The 19,876-nt window shown below is 43.5% G+C and carries 14 protein-coding genes and 1 riboswitch; of the genes, 4 read left to right on the top strand and 10 right to left on the bottom strand.

What is annotated here, in order from left to right; translation table 11 throughout:
- Positions 1 to 3: 3 nt before the first annotated feature.
- From DDT91_RS00855 to DDT91_RS00830, 6 genes are all read right to left on the bottom strand, one after another.
- Entirely contained in the window at positions 4 to 855 is an 852-nt protein-coding gene (locus DDT91_RS00855; protein WP_187174221.1) for a hydroxymethylglutaryl-CoA lyase, read from the bottom strand.
- A gap of 132 nt (positions 856 to 987) precedes the next feature.
- Positions 988 to 1,938, bottom strand: a complete 951-nt coding sequence (metF, locus tag DDT91_RS00850; RefSeq protein WP_187174220.1) for a methylenetetrahydrofolate reductase [NAD(P)H] — start codon at positions 1,936 to 1,938, stop codon at positions 988 to 990.
- A complete protein-coding gene (gene metH / locus DDT91_RS00845) occupies positions 1,935 to 4,637 on the bottom strand; it encodes a methionine synthase (RefSeq protein ID WP_187174219.1) in 2,703 nt (900 codons plus the stop codon). Before metH ends, metF begins: the two co-directional genes overlap by 4 nt.
- On the bottom strand, positions 4,630 to 5,685 hold the full coding sequence (locus DDT91_RS00840; RefSeq protein WP_187174271.1) for a homocysteine S-methyltransferase family protein: 1,056 nt from the start codon (positions 5,683 to 5,685) through the stop codon (positions 4,630 to 4,632). Before DDT91_RS00840 ends, metH begins: the two co-directional genes overlap by 8 nt.
- 67 nt (positions 5,686 to 5,752) lie before the next feature.
- A riboswitch (SAM riboswitch) is annotated at positions 5,753 to 5,852 on the bottom strand.
- A gap of 101 nt (positions 5,853 to 5,953) precedes the next feature.
- Complete coding sequence (locus DDT91_RS00835) at positions 5,954 to 7,270, bottom strand: hypothetical protein (protein ID WP_255501985.1); 1,317 nt, start codon at positions 7,268 to 7,270, stop codon at positions 5,954 to 5,956.
- A gap of 55 nt (positions 7,271 to 7,325) precedes the next feature.
- A complete protein-coding gene (locus DDT91_RS00830) occupies positions 7,326 to 11,651 on the bottom strand; it encodes a PAS domain S-box protein (protein ID WP_187174218.1) in 4,326 nt (1,441 codons plus the stop codon).
- A gap of 198 nt (positions 11,652 to 11,849) precedes the next feature.
- Between DDT91_RS00830 and DDT91_RS00825 the strand changes: the two genes are divergently transcribed.
- Positions 11,850 to 12,170, top strand: a complete 321-nt coding sequence (locus tag DDT91_RS00825; protein ID WP_187174217.1) for a YbjQ family protein — start codon at positions 11,850 to 11,852, stop codon at positions 12,168 to 12,170.
- 17 nt (positions 12,171 to 12,187) lie between these two features.
- Here DDT91_RS00825 and DDT91_RS00820 read toward each other — a convergent pair whose 3' ends face one another.
- The 4 genes from DDT91_RS00820 to DDT91_RS00805 all read right to left on the bottom strand — a co-directional run bounded on the left by DDT91_RS00820 (position 12,188) and on the right by DDT91_RS00805 (position 15,050).
- Positions 12,188 to 12,430: a (2Fe-2S) ferredoxin domain-containing protein gene (locus DDT91_RS00820; protein WP_187174216.1), complete on the bottom strand. Its 243-nt coding sequence runs from the start codon at positions 12,428 to 12,430 to the stop codon at positions 12,188 to 12,190.
- Complete coding sequence (locus tag DDT91_RS00815; RefSeq protein WP_187174215.1) at positions 12,430 to 13,683, bottom strand: DUF819 domain-containing protein; 1,254 nt, start codon at positions 13,681 to 13,683, stop codon at positions 12,430 to 12,432. Before DDT91_RS00815 ends, DDT91_RS00820 begins: the two co-directional genes overlap by 1 nt.
- A gap of 58 nt (positions 13,684 to 13,741) precedes the next feature.
- Positions 13,742 to 14,281, bottom strand: a complete 540-nt coding sequence (locus DDT91_RS00810) for a CoA pyrophosphatase (RefSeq protein ID WP_255501984.1) — start codon at positions 14,279 to 14,281, stop codon at positions 13,742 to 13,744.
- Positions 14,282 to 14,369: 88 nt separating this feature from the next.
- Positions 14,370 to 15,050: a bifunctional isocitrate dehydrogenase kinase/phosphatase gene (locus DDT91_RS00805; protein WP_187174213.1), complete on the bottom strand. Its 681-nt coding sequence runs from the start codon at positions 15,048 to 15,050 to the stop codon at positions 14,370 to 14,372.
- 442 nt (positions 15,051 to 15,492) lie between these two features.
- Between DDT91_RS00805 and aceK the strand changes: the two genes are divergently transcribed.
- The 3 genes from aceK (at position 15,493) to DDT91_RS00790 (ending at position 19,858) form a co-directional block, all read left to right on the top strand.
- On the top strand, positions 15,493 to 17,217 hold the full coding sequence (aceK, locus tag DDT91_RS00800; protein WP_187174212.1) for a bifunctional isocitrate dehydrogenase kinase/phosphatase: 1,725 nt from the start codon (positions 15,493 to 15,495) through the stop codon (positions 17,215 to 17,217).
- A gap of 76 nt (positions 17,218 to 17,293) precedes the next feature.
- Entirely contained in the window at positions 17,294 to 18,418 is a 1,125-nt protein-coding gene (locus DDT91_RS00795; protein WP_187174211.1) for an alpha/beta hydrolase, read from the top strand.
- Between the two features lie 18 nt (positions 18,419 to 18,436).
- Positions 18,437 to 19,858, top strand: a complete 1,422-nt coding sequence (locus DDT91_RS00790) for a M17 family metallopeptidase (protein WP_187174210.1) — start codon at positions 18,437 to 18,439, stop codon at positions 19,856 to 19,858.
- Positions 19,859 to 19,876 lie beyond the last annotated feature (18 nt).

Here is a 19,876-nt window from a genome sequence, read left to right as displayed (position 1 = left end):
CAATCAGGAATTAAAGACAAAACGGGCAAGCTTCAAAGATTCAGCAAGTTCTGACTTATTCAATCGAAGCTCAAAACCTTGCTTTTCCAAAGCGTTCACCATGACTTCAGTGGCCATGTTTCCCACAAGTTCATCCTTGGCCATCGGACAACCACCAAATCCTTGGAGTGCTCCATCAAACCTTCGGCAGCCACCTTTCAATGCTGCAATTACTTTTTCCTCTATAGAATCCAATCGACTATGTAAATGTGCTCCAAACTGAATCTGGGGAAATGCCTGGGTCTGCACTTCAAAAAGCTGAGTAATTAATTCAGGAGTAGCCAGACCGATGGTGTCAGAAAGTGAAACCGTCTCAATCTGCAATTGGGCCAATTTTTCCACAAACTCTGCGATCAATTCCGGAGAATAGGGATCACCGTAAGGATTTCCAAAGCCCATACTGAGATATACCACCTGCTTTTTTCCTTTGGCTTCACACAGGTTTTGAATCGCTTCTACGGTCTTTAGCGCCTCTTCAATACTGGCATTCGTATTTCGGTGCTGAAAGGTCTCAGAAACCGAAAGAGGAAAACCCAGATAATCGATTTCCTGAAATTGAAGGGCATCGTCTGCTCCTCTAACATTGGCAACGATCGCCAAAAGCTTGGATTTGGACTTATGCAAATCGAGCATTTCCAACACCTCGGCTGTATCCCGCATCTGTGGAATCGCCTTGGGGCTCACAAAGCTCCCAAAATCAATTGTGTGAAAACCCACCTCTAACAGCTGATTGATGTAAGCTGCCTTGATGGCTGTATCTATAAATTCAGGGATTCCCTGCATGGCATCCCTAGGACATTCGATCAACTGAATCATGCCCGAAGATAGGCAGAATAGAGAAAATGCTCAGAAAAATAGGAAGAGTGGTCAGAACCTTTGGACTTTCGAAAACCCCAAAGGTTCCACTTAATGAACTAAACCTCCGAGGCCATGAAGACCTCAAAGGTTTTAAAAGACCTCTTTAGCCACTTTGTAAGTCGCATCCGCCTTACTCATGGTGTAGAAATGCAAAGAGGGCACTTTTGCATCCACCAGTTCTTTACATTGCTGAATGGCCCATGCAATTCCCACTTCTTTCACCTCTGCATTGGTTTTGCACTTTTCGAGTTCATCCGTCAGGGCATCCGGAAGATCCAAAAAGAAAGTTCTCGGAAGCATGGTAATCTGACTCAACGTGGTAATAGGTTTAATTCCCGGTATGACGGGAACATCAATACCTGCTTCGCGGACTTTGGCCACATAATCGAAGTACTTTTGATTGTCAAAAAACATCTGAGTCACGATGTACTCTGCCCCTTTGTCGATTTTTTCTTTCAAATACTTCAGATCAAACTTAAGGGAAGGAGCCTCAAAGTGCTTCTCCGGATAACCGGCTACACCAACACAAAAATCCGTATGAAAGCTGTTTTCAGTTTCTTCGTGCAGATATTTCCCCTGATTCATTTTGACAATCTGCTCCACCAATTCGCTGGCATAACTATGCCCTGCGGGTTCCGGAGTAAAACGCTCAGCCTTTGGTGCATCACCTCGAAGAGCCAACACGTTATCAACTCCGATAAAATTCAAATCAATCAACGCGTTCTCTGTTTCTTCTTTTGTAAATCCTCCACAGAGCAAATGAGGTACTGCATCCACATGAAATCGGTTCATGATTGCCGCACATATTCCGACTGTTCCCGGGCGCTTTTTGGTACTTACTTTTTCCAAAAGCCCATTTGGATGCTTCTTATAGATATACTCTTCCCTATGGTAGGTCACATCCACAAAGGGAGGTTTGAATTCCATCAAAGGGGCTATTCCTTCCAAAAGTTCCCTGAGACTTTGCCCCTTCAATGGAGGCAATATTTCAAATGAAAAAAGTGTGGATTTTGCGTTTTTCAGGTGTTCGGTAATCTTCATACAGTTTGATTCGCTAATAGGTTGGATGGCGTGTAAGCCAAATTGGGGGATAGCAATCGTTCGGCCTTCTCAATGGAAATTCCCTTTCTCATAGCGTAGCTGGCCACTTGGTCTTCGGCGATTTTGCCCAACCCAAAGTATTTTGACTCAGGGTGACCAAAGTAAAATCCGGAAACAGAACTGGTCGGATACATCGCATAGCTGGATGTAAGGGTGATTCCAACCGTGTTTTCCAAATCTAACAGCTTGGCAATGGTTTCCTTTTCTGAATGTTCTGGACAAGCCGGATATCCCGGCGCAGGCCGGATCCCGAGGTATTCTTCTCGGATCAAGGAATCGTTATCCAAACTTTCTTCTTTGGAATAACCCCAATAATCCTTTCTCACCACCTCATGGACGTATTCTGCAGCTGCTTCTGCCAATCGATCTGCCAATGCTTTGAATAGGATATCATTGTAATCATCACCAGAGGTTTGGAATTCAGCAAGCTTCGCCTCCATACCCAAACCTGCAGTAACAGCAAAACAGCCTAAATAATCTGTTTTTTCAGGGTGCAGGTAGTCTGCTAAGGATCTATTAGGCACTCCCTTTCCTTTTTTGCCTTGCTGACGCAAAAAGTGGAATCTGGCTACTTCCACATTCTCATCATTGGGTTCCAATACCACGGCATCGTCATGGATTCGCTTCACCGGTGAAAGTGTAAACACCGCTTTAGCTGAAAGCCAACGCTCGGCTATGATTCGGTCAAGCATGGTTTGTGCATCTGAGAAAAGACGTTTTGCCTCCTCTCCTACAATCGGATCTTCCAAGATTTTGGGATATTTCCCACTAAGCATCCATGTGCTGAAAAAAGGTGTCCAGTCGATGTATTTCCTCAGCACGGTCAAGTCTAGGTCTTCCAAGACCGTTCTTCCTAACTTATTGGGCTCAACTGGCTCAAAGGAACTCCAGTCAATTTCCACCGGATTGGCTTTGGCTTCCTCATAGCTGACCAGCTGCTTCACGGATTGCTTTGCCTCGTGTTCTTCACGAAGCAAACGGTATGTTTCTTTGATTTCCTTATGGAAAGTCTCTTTGGTTTCTTCGGATATAGCCTCACCTGCGATCGGTACTGACTTACTTGCATCTGTGACATGAACCACCGTTCCGGAGTAGACCGGATCAATTTTTACAGCCGTGTGAATTCTGGAAGTGGTAGCCCCGCCGATCAACAATGGAATCTTTAAGCCCTGGCGCTCCATTTCGGAAGCCACATTGACCATTTCGTCCAATGATGGTGTAATGAGTCCACTCAATCCGATGATATCTACCTTGTTCTTGATCGCTTCGTCAATGATTTTCTGGGCATCGACCATTACGCCAAGGTCAATGATCTGATAGCTATTACAGGCCAACACGACTCCGACGATATTTTTTCCGATATCATGCACGTCGCCTTTTACGGTGGCAAGCAGGATCTTTTTCAAGGAAGAAGCTTCCTGTCCTTCCTCCGGTAAAGGCATAAAGGGCTCAAGATACGCCACTGCCTTTTTCATTACGCGGGCAGATTTCACCACTTGAGGAAGAAACATTTTTCCTTCTCCAAACAAATCACCCACTACGTTCATTCCGTCCATCAAGGGTCCTTCGATGACTTTAAGTGGGTTGACCAGTTCCTGACGGGCTACTTCGGTATCTTCGATGATGTAGTCCAAGATCCCCTTTACCAGCGCATGTTCGATTCGTTTGGCAACAGGCTGTGACCTCCAGGCTTCGTTGACAGCTTCTTTTTTACCGGAAGATTTCACGGTTTCTGCAAAATCCAAAAGTCGCTCTGTGGCATCTTCCCTACGGTCAAAAAGCACATCCTCCACACGTTCCAGCAAATCTTTTGGAATATCGTCATACACCTCCAGCATCGTTGGATTGACAATACCCATGTCCATACCATGATGAATGGCATGGTAAAGGAAGGCAGCATGCATAGCTTCCCTCACCCGGTCATTGCCTCGAAAGGAAAAGGAGACGTTACTAACTCCTCCACTTACCTTAGCTCCTGGAAGGTTTTCCTTGATCCATTTAGTAGCAAGGAAAAAGTCCAGGGCATTTCTGCGATGCTCCTCCATCCCTGTGGCAACGGGGAAAATGTTCGGGTCAAAAATGATGTCCTGTGGATTGAATTTAACTCGATCCACCAGGATACGGTAGCTGCGTTCGCAAATTTGGATTCTTCTCTCGTAGGTGTCCGCCTGACCTTTTTCGTCAAAGGCCATTACGACTACGGCTGCACCAAATTTCTTGATGGTCTTCGCCTGTTGGATAAATTCCTCTTCCCCATTCTTGAGAGAAATTGAGTTGACGATCCCTTTTCCCTGCACACACTTAAGGCCTGCAAGGATAATGCTCCACTTGGAACTGTCGATCATGATAGGAATCCGGCTGATTTCCGGTTCTGAAGCAATCAAATTAAGAAATCTGACCATTGCAAATTCCCCATCGAGCATCCCCTCATCCATACAGACGTCCAATACCTGGGCTCCACCACGAACTTGATCTAAGGCAATTTCCAGCGCATCATCATAGTTGCCACTTAAGATAAGGCGGGCAAATTTCTTAGAACCGGTAATATTTGTCCGCTCACCGATATTAACAAAATTGATTGTCGGGGTGAAAACCAAAGGCTCAAGGCCTGAAAGTTTCAAATAATCTTGCTTAGGCATTGCTTTCCTCCTCTTCTAATTCCTCTTCGATTTTTCTGGGCTGAAATTCAGCTGCCATTTTTGCTAATGCCCGAATATGTTCCGGAGTAGTGCCGCAGCAACCACCAAGAATATTCAGCATCCTTTCCCTTAAGAATTCCCTTACTTGATCCGCCATTTCATTGGCTCCTTGGTCATAAGCGCCAAACTCGTTGGGCAAGCCGGCATTGGGATAAGCAGAGACATAGAAAGGAGATTTCTGAGAAAGAACCTTGAGATAAGGTCTCAATTCTTTGGCTCCCAAAGCACAATTCAAGCCTACTGAAAGCAAAGGCACATGCGAAACTGAAATCAAAAAAGCTTCCGTGGTCTGACCGGATAGAGTCCTGCCTGATGCATCGGTAATCGTTCCCGAAATCATAATCGGCACCCCACCTTCTTTTGGATCCAATGGTATTCCTCTTTCTTCATACACTTCCTGCACAGCAAAAAGCGCGGCCTTGGCATTGAGCGTATCAAAGATGGTTTCAATCAAAATGATATCTGATCCTCCATCCAGCAATCCTCTTACCTGCTCTGAATAAGCCTCCGCCAGTTGGTCAAAAGTAATCGCCCTATATCCGGGATCATTGACATCTGGAGAAATGGAGGCTGTTCGGTTAGTCGGACCAACTGCCCCTGCCACAAATCGTGGTTTGGAGGAATCTTTTGCAGTAAATGCATCGGCCACTTCTCGTGCAAGCTTGGCAGATTCAAAATTGATCTGATAGGCCAAATGAGAAAGCCCATAATCTTCTTGGGCAACGGTCGTAGCGGAAAAGGTATTGGTTTCAATGATATCTGCCCCTGCTTCCAAATATTCCTTATGGATTGCTTTGATGATATCGGGACGGCTTAGAGAAAGGAGATCATTATTCCCTTTCAGTGCCTTGGGATGATCCTGAAGAGCTGGAGTCCTGAAATCTTCCTCAGACAACGTGTAACGCTGAATCATGGTACCCATGGCCCCGTCAAGAATCAATATCCTATGTTGAATAGCTTGGAGTAGGGTTTCCGTTCTGTTTTGCATCTTTTTTATAGTCAATTCAAAAAGCCAATCGAGCAAAACACGGAGAAAAGTACGTGGGTATTCTTTCCGCTCATCTTTTTCCGGCATTTCCGGAACGGGAGTTAGCACCTTGTGTACAGGTTGCTAAGACGTCACAGGGCCCTTCCCTCGGTCTTTCTCGATAAGCCAATCCAAAAGTAATATCAAATCTTCAATAAACAGGGAATTAATCGAATAAAATGAAAATCTTTGACACGACTTTTCAAAAAATTCTTAAATGGAAAGGAAGTTAGGGTCTAACACCTATTCCTAAAGTCAAAAATGGCGCTGATAAATAATCACTCATGGATATTTCCCCTAATTTATAGCTTGGAAAAGCTGCTTCATATCCAGCAGTTGCGGTAAATACCAAGTCGAAAAATTTCCTTTTAGTCATGGGAAGGCCATACTCAAAGAGAATCTCCGGCTTCAGCATAAGACCAGAAGATCTTAAATATCCATCGAAATTCCTTTGCTCGAACAACTCTGGAAAATCAGGCTTTTCTTTGCTTGAAAGCGTGTAACGGATATTTCCATAACCTAAGCCACCCATTGCCCCTATGGCGAAATTTTTAATTTGGAAAAATTTAATTCCGGCATTCCCATAAACCCGAAGGCTGTTCAGGCTGTGATTTTGAGAATTGGTAGCTTGACCTTTCATGGATAAATTAAACACATCTACCCCATAAAGAAGTCCGTCTGTTTCTCCTAGTATTCTCAGTCCCCAGTTGGACGGCCTTCCCTCTAAAGGTTGATAACCATAGTCGGAAAGCACCTTATTGAAATTCTCCGGGCTTGAGAAGTGGATTCCGCTGATCAACGAAATACCCACAGAAGCATCTTTATAGAAAAAGTTCCGGTCTGGAAGGGAAATTCCGGCTCCTACTCTAAAAAAAGCCCCAGCTTGGGCATTGTCAAAGGCAATACCGTTCATGGTCCAACTACCTTCAAAAGGGCTGAAGGAATAGCCTACTTTGGCCAGGATTTCAAGAGATTCTTTTCTGCCGGGAAGATCAAAATCATAACTGGCCTGGAAGCCAATCTCGGTAAGAAAATCTCCAAAATACTGGGTGCCTTTTTGGATGTCGTTTTTCCTTAGTATGAATCCTTCTTTTGGTTCCAAAAGAAACAACTCCAAATTCTTGCTTTGTTCCTCCGGCAACATTTGGAAATTCATATACCCCATTCCCAGTGACATGTAGTGGATCAGTTGGAATTTACCTTCCTCGGTAAGAGAATACCCCACATTTAACAAAGCCCTGGAGGTGCGGTATTTGATCTGAAAGTCATCCAATTCGCTGGATTTGCTTTGATGCTGCGACAGTTCAAATCCTACCAAAAAGTCATTGATTCTTGCCTGATAACCTAGACCATACGACCTGTATCGACTTCTTAGAGGTGAAAGTCCCCTTTCTTCGAGCATTTGATTAAACTGCCGGATATTCGCTCCGGAAGTTCCGGTAAATCCATAGAAAGAGGAACGCTTTTCTATCAGTTTTTGGGCATGAACCGAAACCACTTCCAATGCCAAGAAAAAAATCAGAAGAAGTCTTTTAAGATAAATCATGGTAATTTTTAGGATGGAGAACCCTTAAGGCTGAATCCCATCGGCAAAATTAATGCTAAACCAAAATTTCACCCGGATCTTTTGGGTTTAGAACCTTAATAATTTTTTCATAAAGGATCTCCGGAGAAAATGGCTTTGGAATAAAGTCGTCAATCCCTGCTTTCATCAATTCATCTTTAACTTCATTGTATGAAGCAGCGGTAAGGGCAAGGATAGGGACATTGGCCTTCTGAACAGATTGGTTTTCCCTGATTTTCAAGGCTACTTCAAACCCATCCAATTCAGGCATTTGAAGGTCCAAAAGAACTAAATCAAAATCCTGTTGACCGAATAAGTCCAGCGCCTCTTTCCCATCTCCGGCTATCACCAAATTTCCAGCGTTCCATTTGGTAAGGAATTTTCTGATCAAAATCTGATTCACTATATTGTCTTCGGCCACAAGAATGGAGGCTTTTTCCAATGACTTTGAAATAGTTTGAGCAGCTTTCTCAGCCTCAAGCGCTTTTTGATCGATAAACTCAAAAGGCAAAATAAATTCAAAAACACTCCCCCCTCCTTTTCGGTCGTGGAGTTCAATTTCTCCCCCATGGAGTTCCACCAATCTTTTTACAATGGCTAATCCTAGGCCGGTTCCTCCGTATTTCCTGCTGGTGGAAGAAGAAGCCTGTGTGAAGGCTTCGAAAATACTTTTCTTCTTTTGGTCAGGAATTCCAATTCCCGAATCCTCAAACAAAAAACGGATTTCTGTGAGACCGTTTGCTGTATATTCTCTAAATAAGGAGATACGTACAAAACCCCTGTCAGTGAATTTTACTGCGTTGGACACTAGGTTATTGACAATTTGTCCCAGTCGCAGGGAATCCCCAATCAAGGTTTCAGGAATCGCTTCGTCTATTTCACAGCTGAGTCTAAGGTTCTTTTCATTGGCCTGAAAGCTATGGGAATGGACAATCCTGTGCACCACATTTCTCACATCAAAGGGAGCTTTCTCCAATTCGACTTTTCCAGAGTCTATTTTGTTAAAATCCAAAATATCGTTGATCAGAGCCATCAGATTCTCTGCTGAAAACTGAAGGGTTTTCAAATTTTCCAATTGATCAGGTCTTGGATTTTCTTCCATAAGAAAATGAGCCAAACCGATTACCGCATTCATAGGCGTGCGGATCTCATGACTCATGACGGACAAAAACTGGGATTTCACCAATGAAGCTTGCTCGGCTTTTTCTTTGGCGATTCGCAATTCCTGCTCAGCTTCTTTTAACTTGGAAATATCCCTTGCCACTCCTGTGTAGTACCTGTGGGTTCCGTCCCGGTCAAAAATCAGTCTTCCATTTGAACTAAACACCCGATAAGTGCCGTCCTTGTGCCGGAGACGGAATTCCAAAAACTGTGTGGTGGAAAGAATATCTTTTTTCTCATTCAGCATGATTCTAAACTGATCCAAATCATCCGGATTTAGAAAATCAAAAATGCTTCTTCCGATCACTTCTTCTGAATCATAATCAAGAAACTGCTTCACATTGGGTGACACATAGTTGATCAAAAAAGTCTCTGTAAGAGAAAAAATAATCTCGGTGGATTCTTCGACTAACCTTCTGTACTTTTCCTCTGAATTGATCAAATCCTGCTTAGCCCTATACTCATCCTCGACATCCCTGATAATACTCAGCGCATATTCCACCCTTTCATTCTCAATGATGGGACGAATAACACGATGGTATCTTCTTCCATTTATAGAAAATTCCGATTCTACAATTTCCTGATCAAAAAATACCCTGTCCAAAATCTGATTGACTTCCTCGAAAGGAGTCAGGTAAAAATCGCGCAAATGTTTACCCTCAAAGTCTTCTCTTTTAAGCCCCCAAAATTCAAAATTTGTTCCTTCGGCTAAGATATACCTGCGCTGAGAGTCCAAAAGGAAAATGTTTGTCCTAGGAATATTAGAAGCAAGGATTCTGTATTGTTTATCGCGTTCTTTTTGAATGATTTCCAGCCTTTTCCGGTCCGTGATATCCTGAAACAAGCCTTCATGGAGAATAATATGTCCCTCCTCATTTTCTACATCGGAAGTCCGGTCTTCTACCCAAACAAACGTCCCGTCCGTCTTACGGATCCGATATTCCCCTGAAAACGAACGAATCCCCTCCTTCACGGTTTGCTTTCTAGCGAGGTCCAAAATTAAGGCCCGGTCTTCCGGGTGAACCAAATCCAAGAAGGGAGTTTCATTCTGAATCAGATGAGAGGCATCGTAACCAAACCTGCTGATGTTCTCAGAAATATATTTGATCCGGTATTGGTCACTCGGATCCACTCTGAACAGGATCACCGGACTGTTTTCTACAATCAGTTTGGCTCGTCTGGCTATTTGTTCAGACCTATATTTTTGTTCCAAACTGTGTAAGATTAAGGAGTAGCCTATTTTCTCCTCTTCCTCTGCTTGGATGGGCTGGAGGGTGACTTCAAAGGGAGAAAAGGGAGTGTGACGAGTTTGGATAAACTGTTCAGATTTCCAAACTTGCCCCAAGTCCATCCTGTCTGCTATTTCTTTAAGGTTTTCATTGTTCTTCCAAGAAACGGTCAACAATTCCTCCAAATAACCTCTAAAGCCTCTGGCAGTCTCAGGACTGCAAAGCTGTATGGCAGATTCATTCAGATAAATGACTTCCAAAGACAGGTTGGTGACGATAATGGGATCGCTGACTTGGGCCAGTATTTGTGACTGAAGCCTCAGGTAGCCATCCGTAGCTCTTTTATGGGTGATATCCGTGCAAAACCCGAAGATTTCCAACCCCTGGCTCAAAAAGTCCTTTTTCCCTTCAATTTCGTAGCTGATAAACCGAGTCTTGTGCTCTGCATCGGTGATGGTAAATTCTCCGGATGTCCTTACCAACTGGCTTGATGCCTGTCTGAGATTCCTGATAAAATCAGCACGATGGCTTTTATCAATTTTGTAAATCAGAGAAGTAAAATCCGCCAATATTGGCTGATCTCCCATCCCCAAAAGTCTGGAAAGCCCGCCTGAAAAATGAAAGCGGTTTTGATGGGCTCCAAATCTCCAAGAACCTGAATTGGCAAGGAGCTCGGTATTGGCAAGAAGGTTTTCATTCCTCTGAAGCCTGCTCATCATTTGGCTTCCCAAATAGGCCCCGGCCAGGATATCACCCAATTGCTTGAATACTTGGATTTCCTTCTCGGAATAAGAAAATCTTCCGGATTCAAATTCAAACTGAATGATTCCCAGTAACTTATGAGAGGAAATCAAAGGAATAATCAAAAGCTGCAATTCTGTCCTATATTCATTTCCTTTAATCGATCTGACAGGAATATGAACCTGCTTCACCTTTCCTTTTTCCAAATCTTTCCGGATAGAATTTATTAGAGAGAAGTATCTAGCGCCGTATTCAAAAAAAGAACTGGTGTCACTTACTTTTGACCAGCTATTGAGAATTTCCAATTCTTTGGTATCCCGATTGAAAATTAGAATTTTTGAACCCTCAGCACCCAGCATTTTCCCAAGCTGAATCAAAGTCTTATCGAATTCATCCTCCAGATTGGACCATTTCCCGTTGATCAATTGGGCGGAGATAAGATTGATCAGGTTTTCGATTTCATACCTTCTTTGCAAAGATTGGGAGGTAAGAATGAAATCCGTGATATCTCTTGAACTGAATAGAATTCCCTGAATCTGCGGATGATCGAGCAGGTTTTTGGCAAAACTTTCCAAATAAATCCGACTCCCTGTGGATCTATTAATCCAAAAATCCAAGGCTACTTCTTGCTTTGTATGAAGAATCTCTTCAAAGCTACCTTTGACTATTTCAAAAACTCCTGACTCTACAAATTCCCTGTAATTCCTGCCAAGGAGCTGAGCCACAGGAATTCCTATTTTCTGCTCGACAGACTTGCTGACATACCGATAGTTTCCGTCACGGTCAAAAATGGCAATCAGATCATGACTGTTGTTCAAAATGCTCTGCATGTAGCGGAGCTCTTCGGTGATAGCTCCTTCCGGTTTCAGCAAAACCTCCGGGATATCCTGAATTTCAGAATTGATTTTATTGCCTTTGACAATTAAAAACCGCTCGGTATAACTCGAGGGCAGGTTGATAAAAACCCATTCAAAGGGTACTTTTTGACCGCTATGACCCGTCAGCGATTTGATGAACCGGGATTTTGGAAGTTCTCCTGAAGAAAAAAAGCGGCCCAACTCAGTTTGCAAGTCTTCATGATTCAAAAATTCTCTCCATCTCTCTCCAATCAATTGAAAATGATTTTGGAAATAGTGATTAAAAAATATGATTTCTTCAGAATCCATCAGAAATAGTGGCTCTTGGATTTCATTCAAAAAATCTGAGATGTCGAATTGCTGAAATTGATTCATGGCATACAATTGATCCCAATAGAATATCAGAGGATATTTTCAAGGAGGCCCAATATTTAAAAAGTTTTTAGTAAACACAACATCCTACCCTCCTTTTGTAATTGTCCTACCTGGATTTACCCCATATCGAAAGTATATCTTGAATTTTGAAAACCTTACTCAGTTTAATTTCGTCGGGATTTTATAATTTCAAATTCTATGATCGTCACAACAACAAACAACTTAGAAGGATATCAAATCGACCAATACTTGGGTATCGTATCCGGAGAAACTATCATCGGGGCCAACATTTTCAAAGACTTTTTTGCCAGCATCACCGACATTGTCGGAGGCAGGTCATCCGCCTATGAGCAGGTGCTAAGAGAGGCAAAAGCAACTGCCATGGCCGAAATGGAAATGCAAGCCCGGCAGTTTGGAGCCAACGCTATCATTGGAATTGATTTGGACTACGAAACCATCCGGGAGGGAATGCTGATGGTGACCGTAAGTGGAACAGCGGTAAAAACAAGTAAAATCTAACAATAAGACCCTGAAATTCAGGGCTTTTTCAATTCGTTAAAAACTTTTTCCAACGTGGCTTTTTTACAAAAATGATCGCCCACAATCACTACCGGAGCAGACTTGCACATGTCCATGCATTTGGTCTGGATAAGCTTGACCAAGCCTTTTATCTCTCCATTTTTTGCTGCTTCTTTTAGTTCCTTTCGGATGGACTTGCCTCCGGACTTTTTACAATCCGATCCGGTACAGCAAAAAACCAATTTTCTTGGATGCTTCATCACATGCTATAGATCCACTGCATCATCAATCCACTTAGGTAAGCTCCATAGGTACCCACAGCGTAACCCAAAACTGCCAAGAGAACTCCCACAGGAGCCAAAGAAGCATCAAATGCCGAAGCCACAATCGGTGCTGAGGCTGCGCCACCCACATTGGCCTGTGAGCCCACGGCCACGTAAAAAAACGGTGCCTTGATCAGCCAAGCCACCAAAGTCATGATTAGAATATGAAAAAGGATCCACAGAATTCCGATCAAAAAGAAAATTGGATTGTCTAGCACTGCTCCCAAATCCATTTGCATTCCGATAGTAGCCACCAAAACATACAGCAGAACTGACCCCATTCGTGAGGCACCGGCCCCCTCCAATTCCCTGGCTTTGGTAAAAGAAAGAAGCAGGCCTAAAGTGGTAGCGATGACAACTATCCAGAAGAAGGCTGAATTCAACGAGTATTGATCCAATTCGGGGAAATTGGTCCCAAACCAAGGGGCAAGAAAATCCGCAGCGAGATGAGAAACCCCGGTCACTCCAAATCCAATCCCAAAAATCAGCATGGAGTCTTTGAGACTTGGAATTTTCATGATTCCTTCCCGAAACTTTGCGATCCTGTCCCTCAGCTCATAAATCGCTGAAGTGTCTGCTTTTAAAAATCTATCAAGTTTCTCCGGTTTTGCCGCCCAATACAGCAAAAAAGCCATCCAAAGGTTGGCCACCAAAACATCCACCGCGATCATTTGCCCAAACAGTACCGGACTGGCACCAAACACTTCCAACATGGCCGTCTGATTGGCTCCTCCGCCTATCCAGCTTCCCGCTATGGTAGACAGGCCTCTCCAAAGCTCATCAGGACCAGTACCCGAATAAATATCCGGTTGGACCAATCCCACAGTGATCAAGGCAAGCGGTCCTCCCAACATGATTCCCAGTGTACCGGCCAAAAACATCGTTAAAGCTTTTGGTCCCAATCTTAAAATCCCCTTCAGATCAATACTGATGGTGAATAAAACCAAAGAAGCCGGCAATAAATATCGGGAAGCTACTTTGTATAGATTGGAGGATTCTCCCGAAATCAATCCCAAAGAATTGAACACCGCAGGGATAAAATAGCAAAGCAACACCGTGGGTACATAGGTGTAAAACTTCACCCAAAAAGGATGCTTACTGGCCGAAGTGGCAAAAACAAAGGCCAAAGTAGCCATCAAAAGGCCAAATACCACTGCATCGTTGGTCAGTAAAGGCGTGCTTTCTTCCATAGTTTGGGTTTAATATCTGATTACAACAATACCAACAAAAGCCCAAAAAGACCAATCCTCACCCCTTCTTCTCTTCCAAGAGATCACGCAACTCACTTAAAATCATGGCAGTGGCTCCCCAGACAATCTCCCCATCGATATCAAAATAAGGGGTTTCCAAGCGCACTCCTCCTCCTAATTCCAAGTGAGTTCGCTTAATAATTTCTTGCTGAAAAATAGTCTGGACTCCTGTGGTGATAATTCTGGAAACTTCTTTTTCTTCAGGTACAAATCGAGGGCTCTCCTCTATAAAACCTACCACCGGTGAGACCAAAAAATTACTGGTGGGAATATACAAGTCCGAAAGCCGACCCAATACTTCCACCTTTCCCGCATCGATTCCTATTTCCTCTTCTGCCTCCCGAAGCGCGGTAAAAATGACATCAGGATCTCCAGGTTCGAACTTTCCTCCCGGCAAAGCCACCTGACCACTATGCACTCCGGGATAGACTGGACGCTTGATCAAAGGAAAAAAACTTTTCCCCATTTGTGGATAAAACAGCAACAAGACCCCGCTTTTTCGATGATTCTCCGGGGTTTTTGGTGAGAATCTTCGCATATCTACAGGTTGGGGCGACATCTTAAGATGGGCCTCCTTTCCTGGAAGTGATTGCTGCAGGGCTTGGTGAAGTAGCTCTTTTAACTTTTCAATTTCCATTGGAGGACAAGTCCACGGATTTTAGCTTTTTATTGAGATAAGATTCGGGGGTGTAAGAAATCGAGGTTTTATTGAGTTTGTATTGGCTCAGTTGATGAGAATCAGTGTTAATCAACCATATCATGGGCCGAAAGCCTTCTTCTTCCTGAAAATAGCCCATCACTAAAAACTCACTCGGGCTTAACCATAATCCCTCCTCAAACATTCCCGATGGTCCGATAAACAGGAGTCTTTCTTTCATCCCGTCTGCACGATACCAGATCACTTCAGAATCAGGATTAAGGTAGGGCTTGTCCAATCCATCCTGAGCTTCCACTTTATACGAATAGACATCCATGGTACCATTGCCTTCAGGATGAGGCAACTGATAAGGAAAAAGAGGATCATTTTCCAAAATGGGGTTTTTCTCCGGCATTTCCATGGGATCAATCGAATCGGTAAACATCCATTCGAAATCCTCTACACTAAAATCGCCCAAGACCGTAGCCCAGTGGGATTTCCATGCAGGCTTTTGCCCCATTCCCAGTTCCATTTTCTGAAAGGCTGATTCAGGTGCATTTAGCGCTTGGACTCCGTCTGTTTCCTGCTCATTTTTTGATTCTTGGGTACCACAAGAAGCCAATACTAGGGCAATCAGGAGATAGAAATAAGATTTTTGAATAGACTTCATTGGAAAAATTAAGAGCTATGAAGCTATTGAAAGGGAAGGAAAAAACAAATTTCAGAGGATAGAAATGCCTTTGAGAAAAGTCAAATCATCAAGGGAATGCATGGTCAGATTGTTCCATTTACCCAAAAAACGGCTTGTAGGTAAGTTAAGGATTGAAAGAAAAATAATGGAGATGTTCAAATTAAAAAAGGCCGGGCTATCACCCGACCTTTTCCTGCTCTCAAACCTATTAAACCTATTGTAGATATTCAATTCATGAATACAGTCGAAAAGTAGAAAATGTTTTTTTTCTCTCCAAACAATCGATTGCGAAAAATTTTCAAAATTTTCTTCGGCACTTGACATCCCTTTCTAATTCTCAGAAAATCAAGCTCTTTCCTATAAAAAAAATTTAAGGAATTCATCAAAAAGTCCTTTTTTTACCTTTACTGCCAAATTTCCTATGCCAAACAGAGCCCTACCTCTCGCTACCAAGATCTTTGAAGGCTATTTGACCTACATCGAAACCTTCAATACGTACACCCGCCTGGCTCCACTCTACTTTGCCCAGCGAAACTGGCAGGCCACCCAACTCAATCATAGACAGAGACTTAGACTATATAAGGATTTACTATTCCAACTCGTAAAAGTTTTTCAGGAAATCCTTGGAACGGACAGCACCAATCGAGAAATCTGGAAATTGATCCGAAAAGAATACCAGGAAATGATCAGGGAACGTCCTGATGTAGAACTGGCAGAAACATTTTTCAACTCGGTTTTTAGGAAGACTTTCCCCAACAATCCCCTCGATGAGGAGCTCATGTATGTGATGGAAGGCTACAATTCCTGCGAAATACGGGAAAACTCCGACCTACTTCTCACCTATCCGGCTTCCATGGGATTGGAAAATATCATCCGTCAGATCTTGGAGGATTTCGACTTTGGAGTTCCATTTATGGACAAGGAGCAGGATGTGCAATTCTTGGTAAAGGGAGTAAAAGACGTGATCCTTACCCGCTATCAAGTAGAAGTCGGTACAAAAACCCAGCTGCTCAAGCCTGTTTTCTACCGAAACAAGGCAGCCTACCTGATTGGCCGAACCTATGTAGGCAAAAAATGGATGCCTTTTATCATTCCAATCCTCAATGGCCCAAAAGGAATTTATGTGGACACCCTGATTTTTGATCCCAACCTGATGAGCCATTTGTTTAGTTTTACCCGATCGTATTTTATGGTAGAGGCTGAGGTTCCCTCCCAGATCGTAGGGTTTCTGTACTCCGTCATTTCCCACAAAAAAATCCACGAACTCTACAATGCCATCGGGTTTAACAAACATGGAAAAACACTTTTCTATAGGGATTTTCTCCACCACCTCGCTCACAGCTCCGACCAGTTTGTAGTAGCTCCGGGGATCAAAGGCATGGTGATGACGGTGTTTACTTTACCCTCTTTAAACATTGTCTTTAAGTTGATCAAAGACCACTTTGAGCCTCCTAAAAACATGACAAGGCAGGAAGTACGGGAAAAATACAAACTCGTTTCTCTGCACGACCGAGTGGGACGAATGGCCGATACCCATGAGTTTGAGTATTTCCGGATTCCCCTTCACCGGGTTAGCCCTGAGTTGATGAAAGAATTACGAAACACCACCAATTCCCTATTGCGAGTCGTGGGGGATCAGTTGATTATCAAGCATCTTTACACCGAGCGCAGGATGATTCCTCTCAATATTTTCCTCGAAACCTGCTCCACCCGAGAAGGACTCAAAGTAATTGAAGACTACGGCCGCGCTATCCTACAATTGGCCCAGGCAAATATTTTTCCAGGTGACATGATGACCAAGAATTTTGGACTTACACGTCAAAAACGGGTGATCTTTTATGACTATGACGAGATTGAACTCTTGGAGGACATGAATTTCAGAGAAAAGCCAAAGCCTGAAACCTACGAACAGATCTATGCGGCTGAGCCTTGGTACGAAATTGGAAAACATGATGTGTTTCCGGAAGATTTTAAGCGCTGGATGATAGGAAGGGCCGATTTGAAGCCTCATTTTTTATCGTATCACAGAGATTTATTTGATGCTGCCTTTTGGAAAGGTATTCAAAAAAGGATTCAGGATGGGGAGCTGATCCATGCGATCCCCTATCCGGAGGAGATCCGATTTAGGCCGGGAGAGCCAGATTGAGGTTTAGGATTTCTTTCTTCACCAGTTAAAACTTATTTTTGAAACTTCGGGTTTATCCTAGAATCCACCCCAGCCCATGGTTTCAGAAACTACAGTAATGCTTTCCACCCGAACTCAAACAAAAAAAATCATTCTCCACGCAGAGGAGGATGACAACAGACCTGTATTTCTGTCGGGAAACTTTAACAATTGGGCCACTCAGGATGCCCGATTTAAAATGCAGAAAACAGAGGAGGGCGTCTATGAATATGCATTTCCGGCAGGACCGGAGTTTGAGGGAGAGCTGATTTACAAATTCACCAAGGGTGATTGGTCGGAAGTAGAAATCGATCAACACGGGAACCGTACTCCAAATCGTCACTGGAACGACCACAAAACTGTAAAAGTGGAAAAGGTGGCCAAATGGAGAAAAAACTGGCTCCCCTACCGTCCTTCACAGCTCCCTCAGATTCATCTGATCTCAGAGGAATTTGAAATCCCCCAGCTCAACAAGACCCGGAAAATCTGGGCACTTCTGCCGCACGATTACGATACCAGTACCGAGCATTATCCGGTCCTTTACCTTCAGGATGCTCAGAATCTTTTTAATGAAAATGCAGAATTTGGAAACTGGCAAATCGATAAAAAGCTTGCCGTCATGTCAGACTATGGCATCGGCAAAATCATCATCATCGCCGTAGAGCATGGTGAATCCGAACGGGTACAAGAATACAACGTAGGCAAAACCCTCCTGGGAAAAGGTCAAGGAAAACAATACATCCGCTTCATTACCGATACGCTGAAGCCTTTTGTAGACAGGACTTTTCGTACCAAACCGGATCGAGATCATACCGGCATTGGAGGAAGTTCCATGGGAGGTCTGGTAAGTATCTTTTCAGGACTGATGTATCCGGAGGTTTTTGGCAAGCTGATGATTTTCTCCCCATCCTTGTGGGTGATTCCTAAAATCAAGTTGGGTTTTTTGGATTTTTTCGAGCCGATGGATACCCGGATTTACCTCTATGCCGGAGGTGATGAAAGTGAAACCATGGTAGACCATGTGACAAAATTCCGCAAACGACTCATCAAACGTGAAAGTCTCCAGGGCAAAATGAAAGTCCGGCTTTCCATCAACGAACACGGAAAACACAACGAATCCTACTGGAGCGATGAGTTTCCAAAAGCCATCGAATGGCTATTTTTTAGTGAAAAACCTGAGTAAAATCCTAACTACCATACTATGCAGTTTAAAATAAATCCCAAAACCCCTTCTTCCACCGGATTAAGGGTGATTCCTGTTTTTGAAAACCAGGTCAATGCTGTTTTGACAGAAAAAAATCTTCAAAAAAACATTCCTTCTCCGCTTTTTTCAGCAAAAAAAGACTCTCAGTTCAGCTTTCAGGCAGAAGGCCAATTGGTCCTTCTTTTGGGTTTGGGAGAAAGTCCTGAATATAAAAGCATCGAGAACAGCTTTAGAAGGGTGCTTTCCAAGCATTCATCTTTGATTGAAAAGGAGGTGCTTTTGGATTTTCCGGCCGGGATGGATGCCAGCCAAATAGAAGCCGCATTGGTAGGTTTCCAGTTGGGGGCTTACTCCATTGGATTTTACAAAAAAGAGAAACCGAAAGATTACAGCAAACTCAAAGTGGAAGTAATTTCTTCCCTGAAAAAGTCAAAAGACTTGGCCGAACGAGCGGAAAAAATTGCCTTGGCAAAAATGGAAGCTTTCAAGCTAGTCGACCTTCCTCCCAACAAAATCACTCCGGAAAACCTAGGGGACTGGGCAAAAAACCTTGGGAAAAAGCTTGGGCTGAATGTTAAAGTTTGGGATTCCAAAAAAGCCAAATCGGAAAAACTGGAAGCTTTCTTGGCAGTCGGAAGAGGTTCTGCTAAGGACCCTCGCTTCATTATCATCGAATACCGTCATCCCAAAGCCTCCAAGCATATTGGCTTAGTGGGTAAAGGAGTCACTTTTGATACAGGGGGACTCAATGTCAAAACCCAAGGCATGCATCACATGAAGTCCGACATGGGCGGTGCCGCAGCGGTCTTGGCGACCACACAGCTGGTAGCAGATTTGGGCTTACACATCAATCTGACCACGATTGTTCCAGCCGTAGAGAATGCGATCGACAAGGACGCCTATCTGCCTTCAGAAGTCATCAGCAGCCATGCAGGTATAAGTATAGAGGTGATTGATACCGATGCGGAAGGTCGCTTGATCTTAGCAGACGGACTTTCCTATCTGATTAAAAATTACTCTCCTGATCAGGTCATCGATTTGGCCACACTTACCGGTAGTGCAATAGGCACCTTTGGATATGAGTGCGCAGCTTTATTTTCAAATGATGGTACGCTCTCCCATGGATTACAGTCTGTTGGGGAAGAAATCGGAGAAAAATCCTGGCCACTTCCACTATGGGACGCCTATGGAAAAGAAATGGACTCCGAAATCGCCGATATCAAAAACTACCACGGGAAACCTTTTGCAGGTGCCATTACCGCGGCAAAGTTCCTTCAAGCCTTCACTCATGAGCATCCGGCTTGGGCCCATTTGGATATTGCTGGGGTTGCTTTTTCAGACACTGAATTTGCCAAAACAAAAACCGGAACAGCCTATGGCGTCAGTTTATTGCTGAGATATTTCGAAAGTATTCTTTAAAAAAATTCCGGCAGTCTT

The organism is Algoriphagus sp. AK58 (genome assembly GCF_014324365.1).
GTDB lineage: Bacteria > Bacteroidota > Bacteroidia > Cytophagales > Cyclobacteriaceae > Algoriphagus.
The sequence above is the reverse complement of the archived record's forward strand: the minus strand, read 5'-3'. Positions and strand labels throughout refer to the sequence as shown.

Coding starts and splice junctions, on each gene's coding strand:
- DDT91_RS00855 (WP_187174221.1), bottom strand. CDS start 855: ATGATTCAGTTGATCGAATGTCCTAGGGATGCCATGCAGGGAATCCCT.
- metF (WP_187174220.1), bottom strand. CDS start 1,938: ATGAAGATTACCGAACACCTGAAAAACGCAAAATCCACACTTTTTTCA.
- metH (WP_187174219.1), bottom strand. CDS start 4,637: ATGCCTAAGCAAGATTATTTGAAACTTTCAGGCCTTGAGCCTTTGGTT.
- DDT91_RS00840 (WP_187174271.1), bottom strand. CDS start 5,685: ATGCAAAACAGAACGGAAACCCTACTCCAAGCTATTCAACATAGGATA.
- DDT91_RS00835 (WP_255501985.1), bottom strand. CDS start 7,270: ATGATTTATCTTAAAAGACTTCTTCTGATTTTTTTCTTGGCATTGGAA.
- DDT91_RS00830 (WP_187174218.1), bottom strand. CDS start 11,651: ATGAATCAATTTCAGCAATTCGACATCTCAGATTTTTTGAATGAAATC.
- DDT91_RS00825 (WP_187174217.1), top strand. CDS start 11,850: ATGATCGTCACAACAACAAACAACTTAGAAGGATATCAAATCGACCAA.
- DDT91_RS00820 (WP_187174216.1), bottom strand. CDS start 12,430: ATGAAGCATCCAAGAAAATTGGTTTTTTGCTGTACCGGATCGGATTGT.
- DDT91_RS00815 (WP_187174215.1), bottom strand. CDS start 13,683: ATGGAAGAAAGCACGCCTTTACTGACCAACGATGCAGTGGTATTTGGC.
- DDT91_RS00810 (WP_255501984.1), bottom strand. CDS start 14,281: ATGCGAAGATTCTCACCAAAAACCCCGGAGAATCATCGAAAAAGCGGG.
- DDT91_RS00805 (WP_187174213.1), bottom strand. CDS start 15,050: ATGAAGTCTATTCAAAAATCTTATTTCTATCTCCTGATTGCCCTAGTA.
- aceK (WP_187174212.1), top strand. CDS start 15,493: ATGCCAAACAGAGCCCTACCTCTCGCTACCAAGATCTTTGAAGGCTAT.
- DDT91_RS00795 (WP_187174211.1), top strand. CDS start 17,294: ATGGTTTCAGAAACTACAGTAATGCTTTCCACCCGAACTCAAACAAAA.
- DDT91_RS00790 (WP_187174210.1), top strand. CDS start 18,437: ATGCAGTTTAAAATAAATCCCAAAACCCCTTCTTCCACCGGATTAAGG.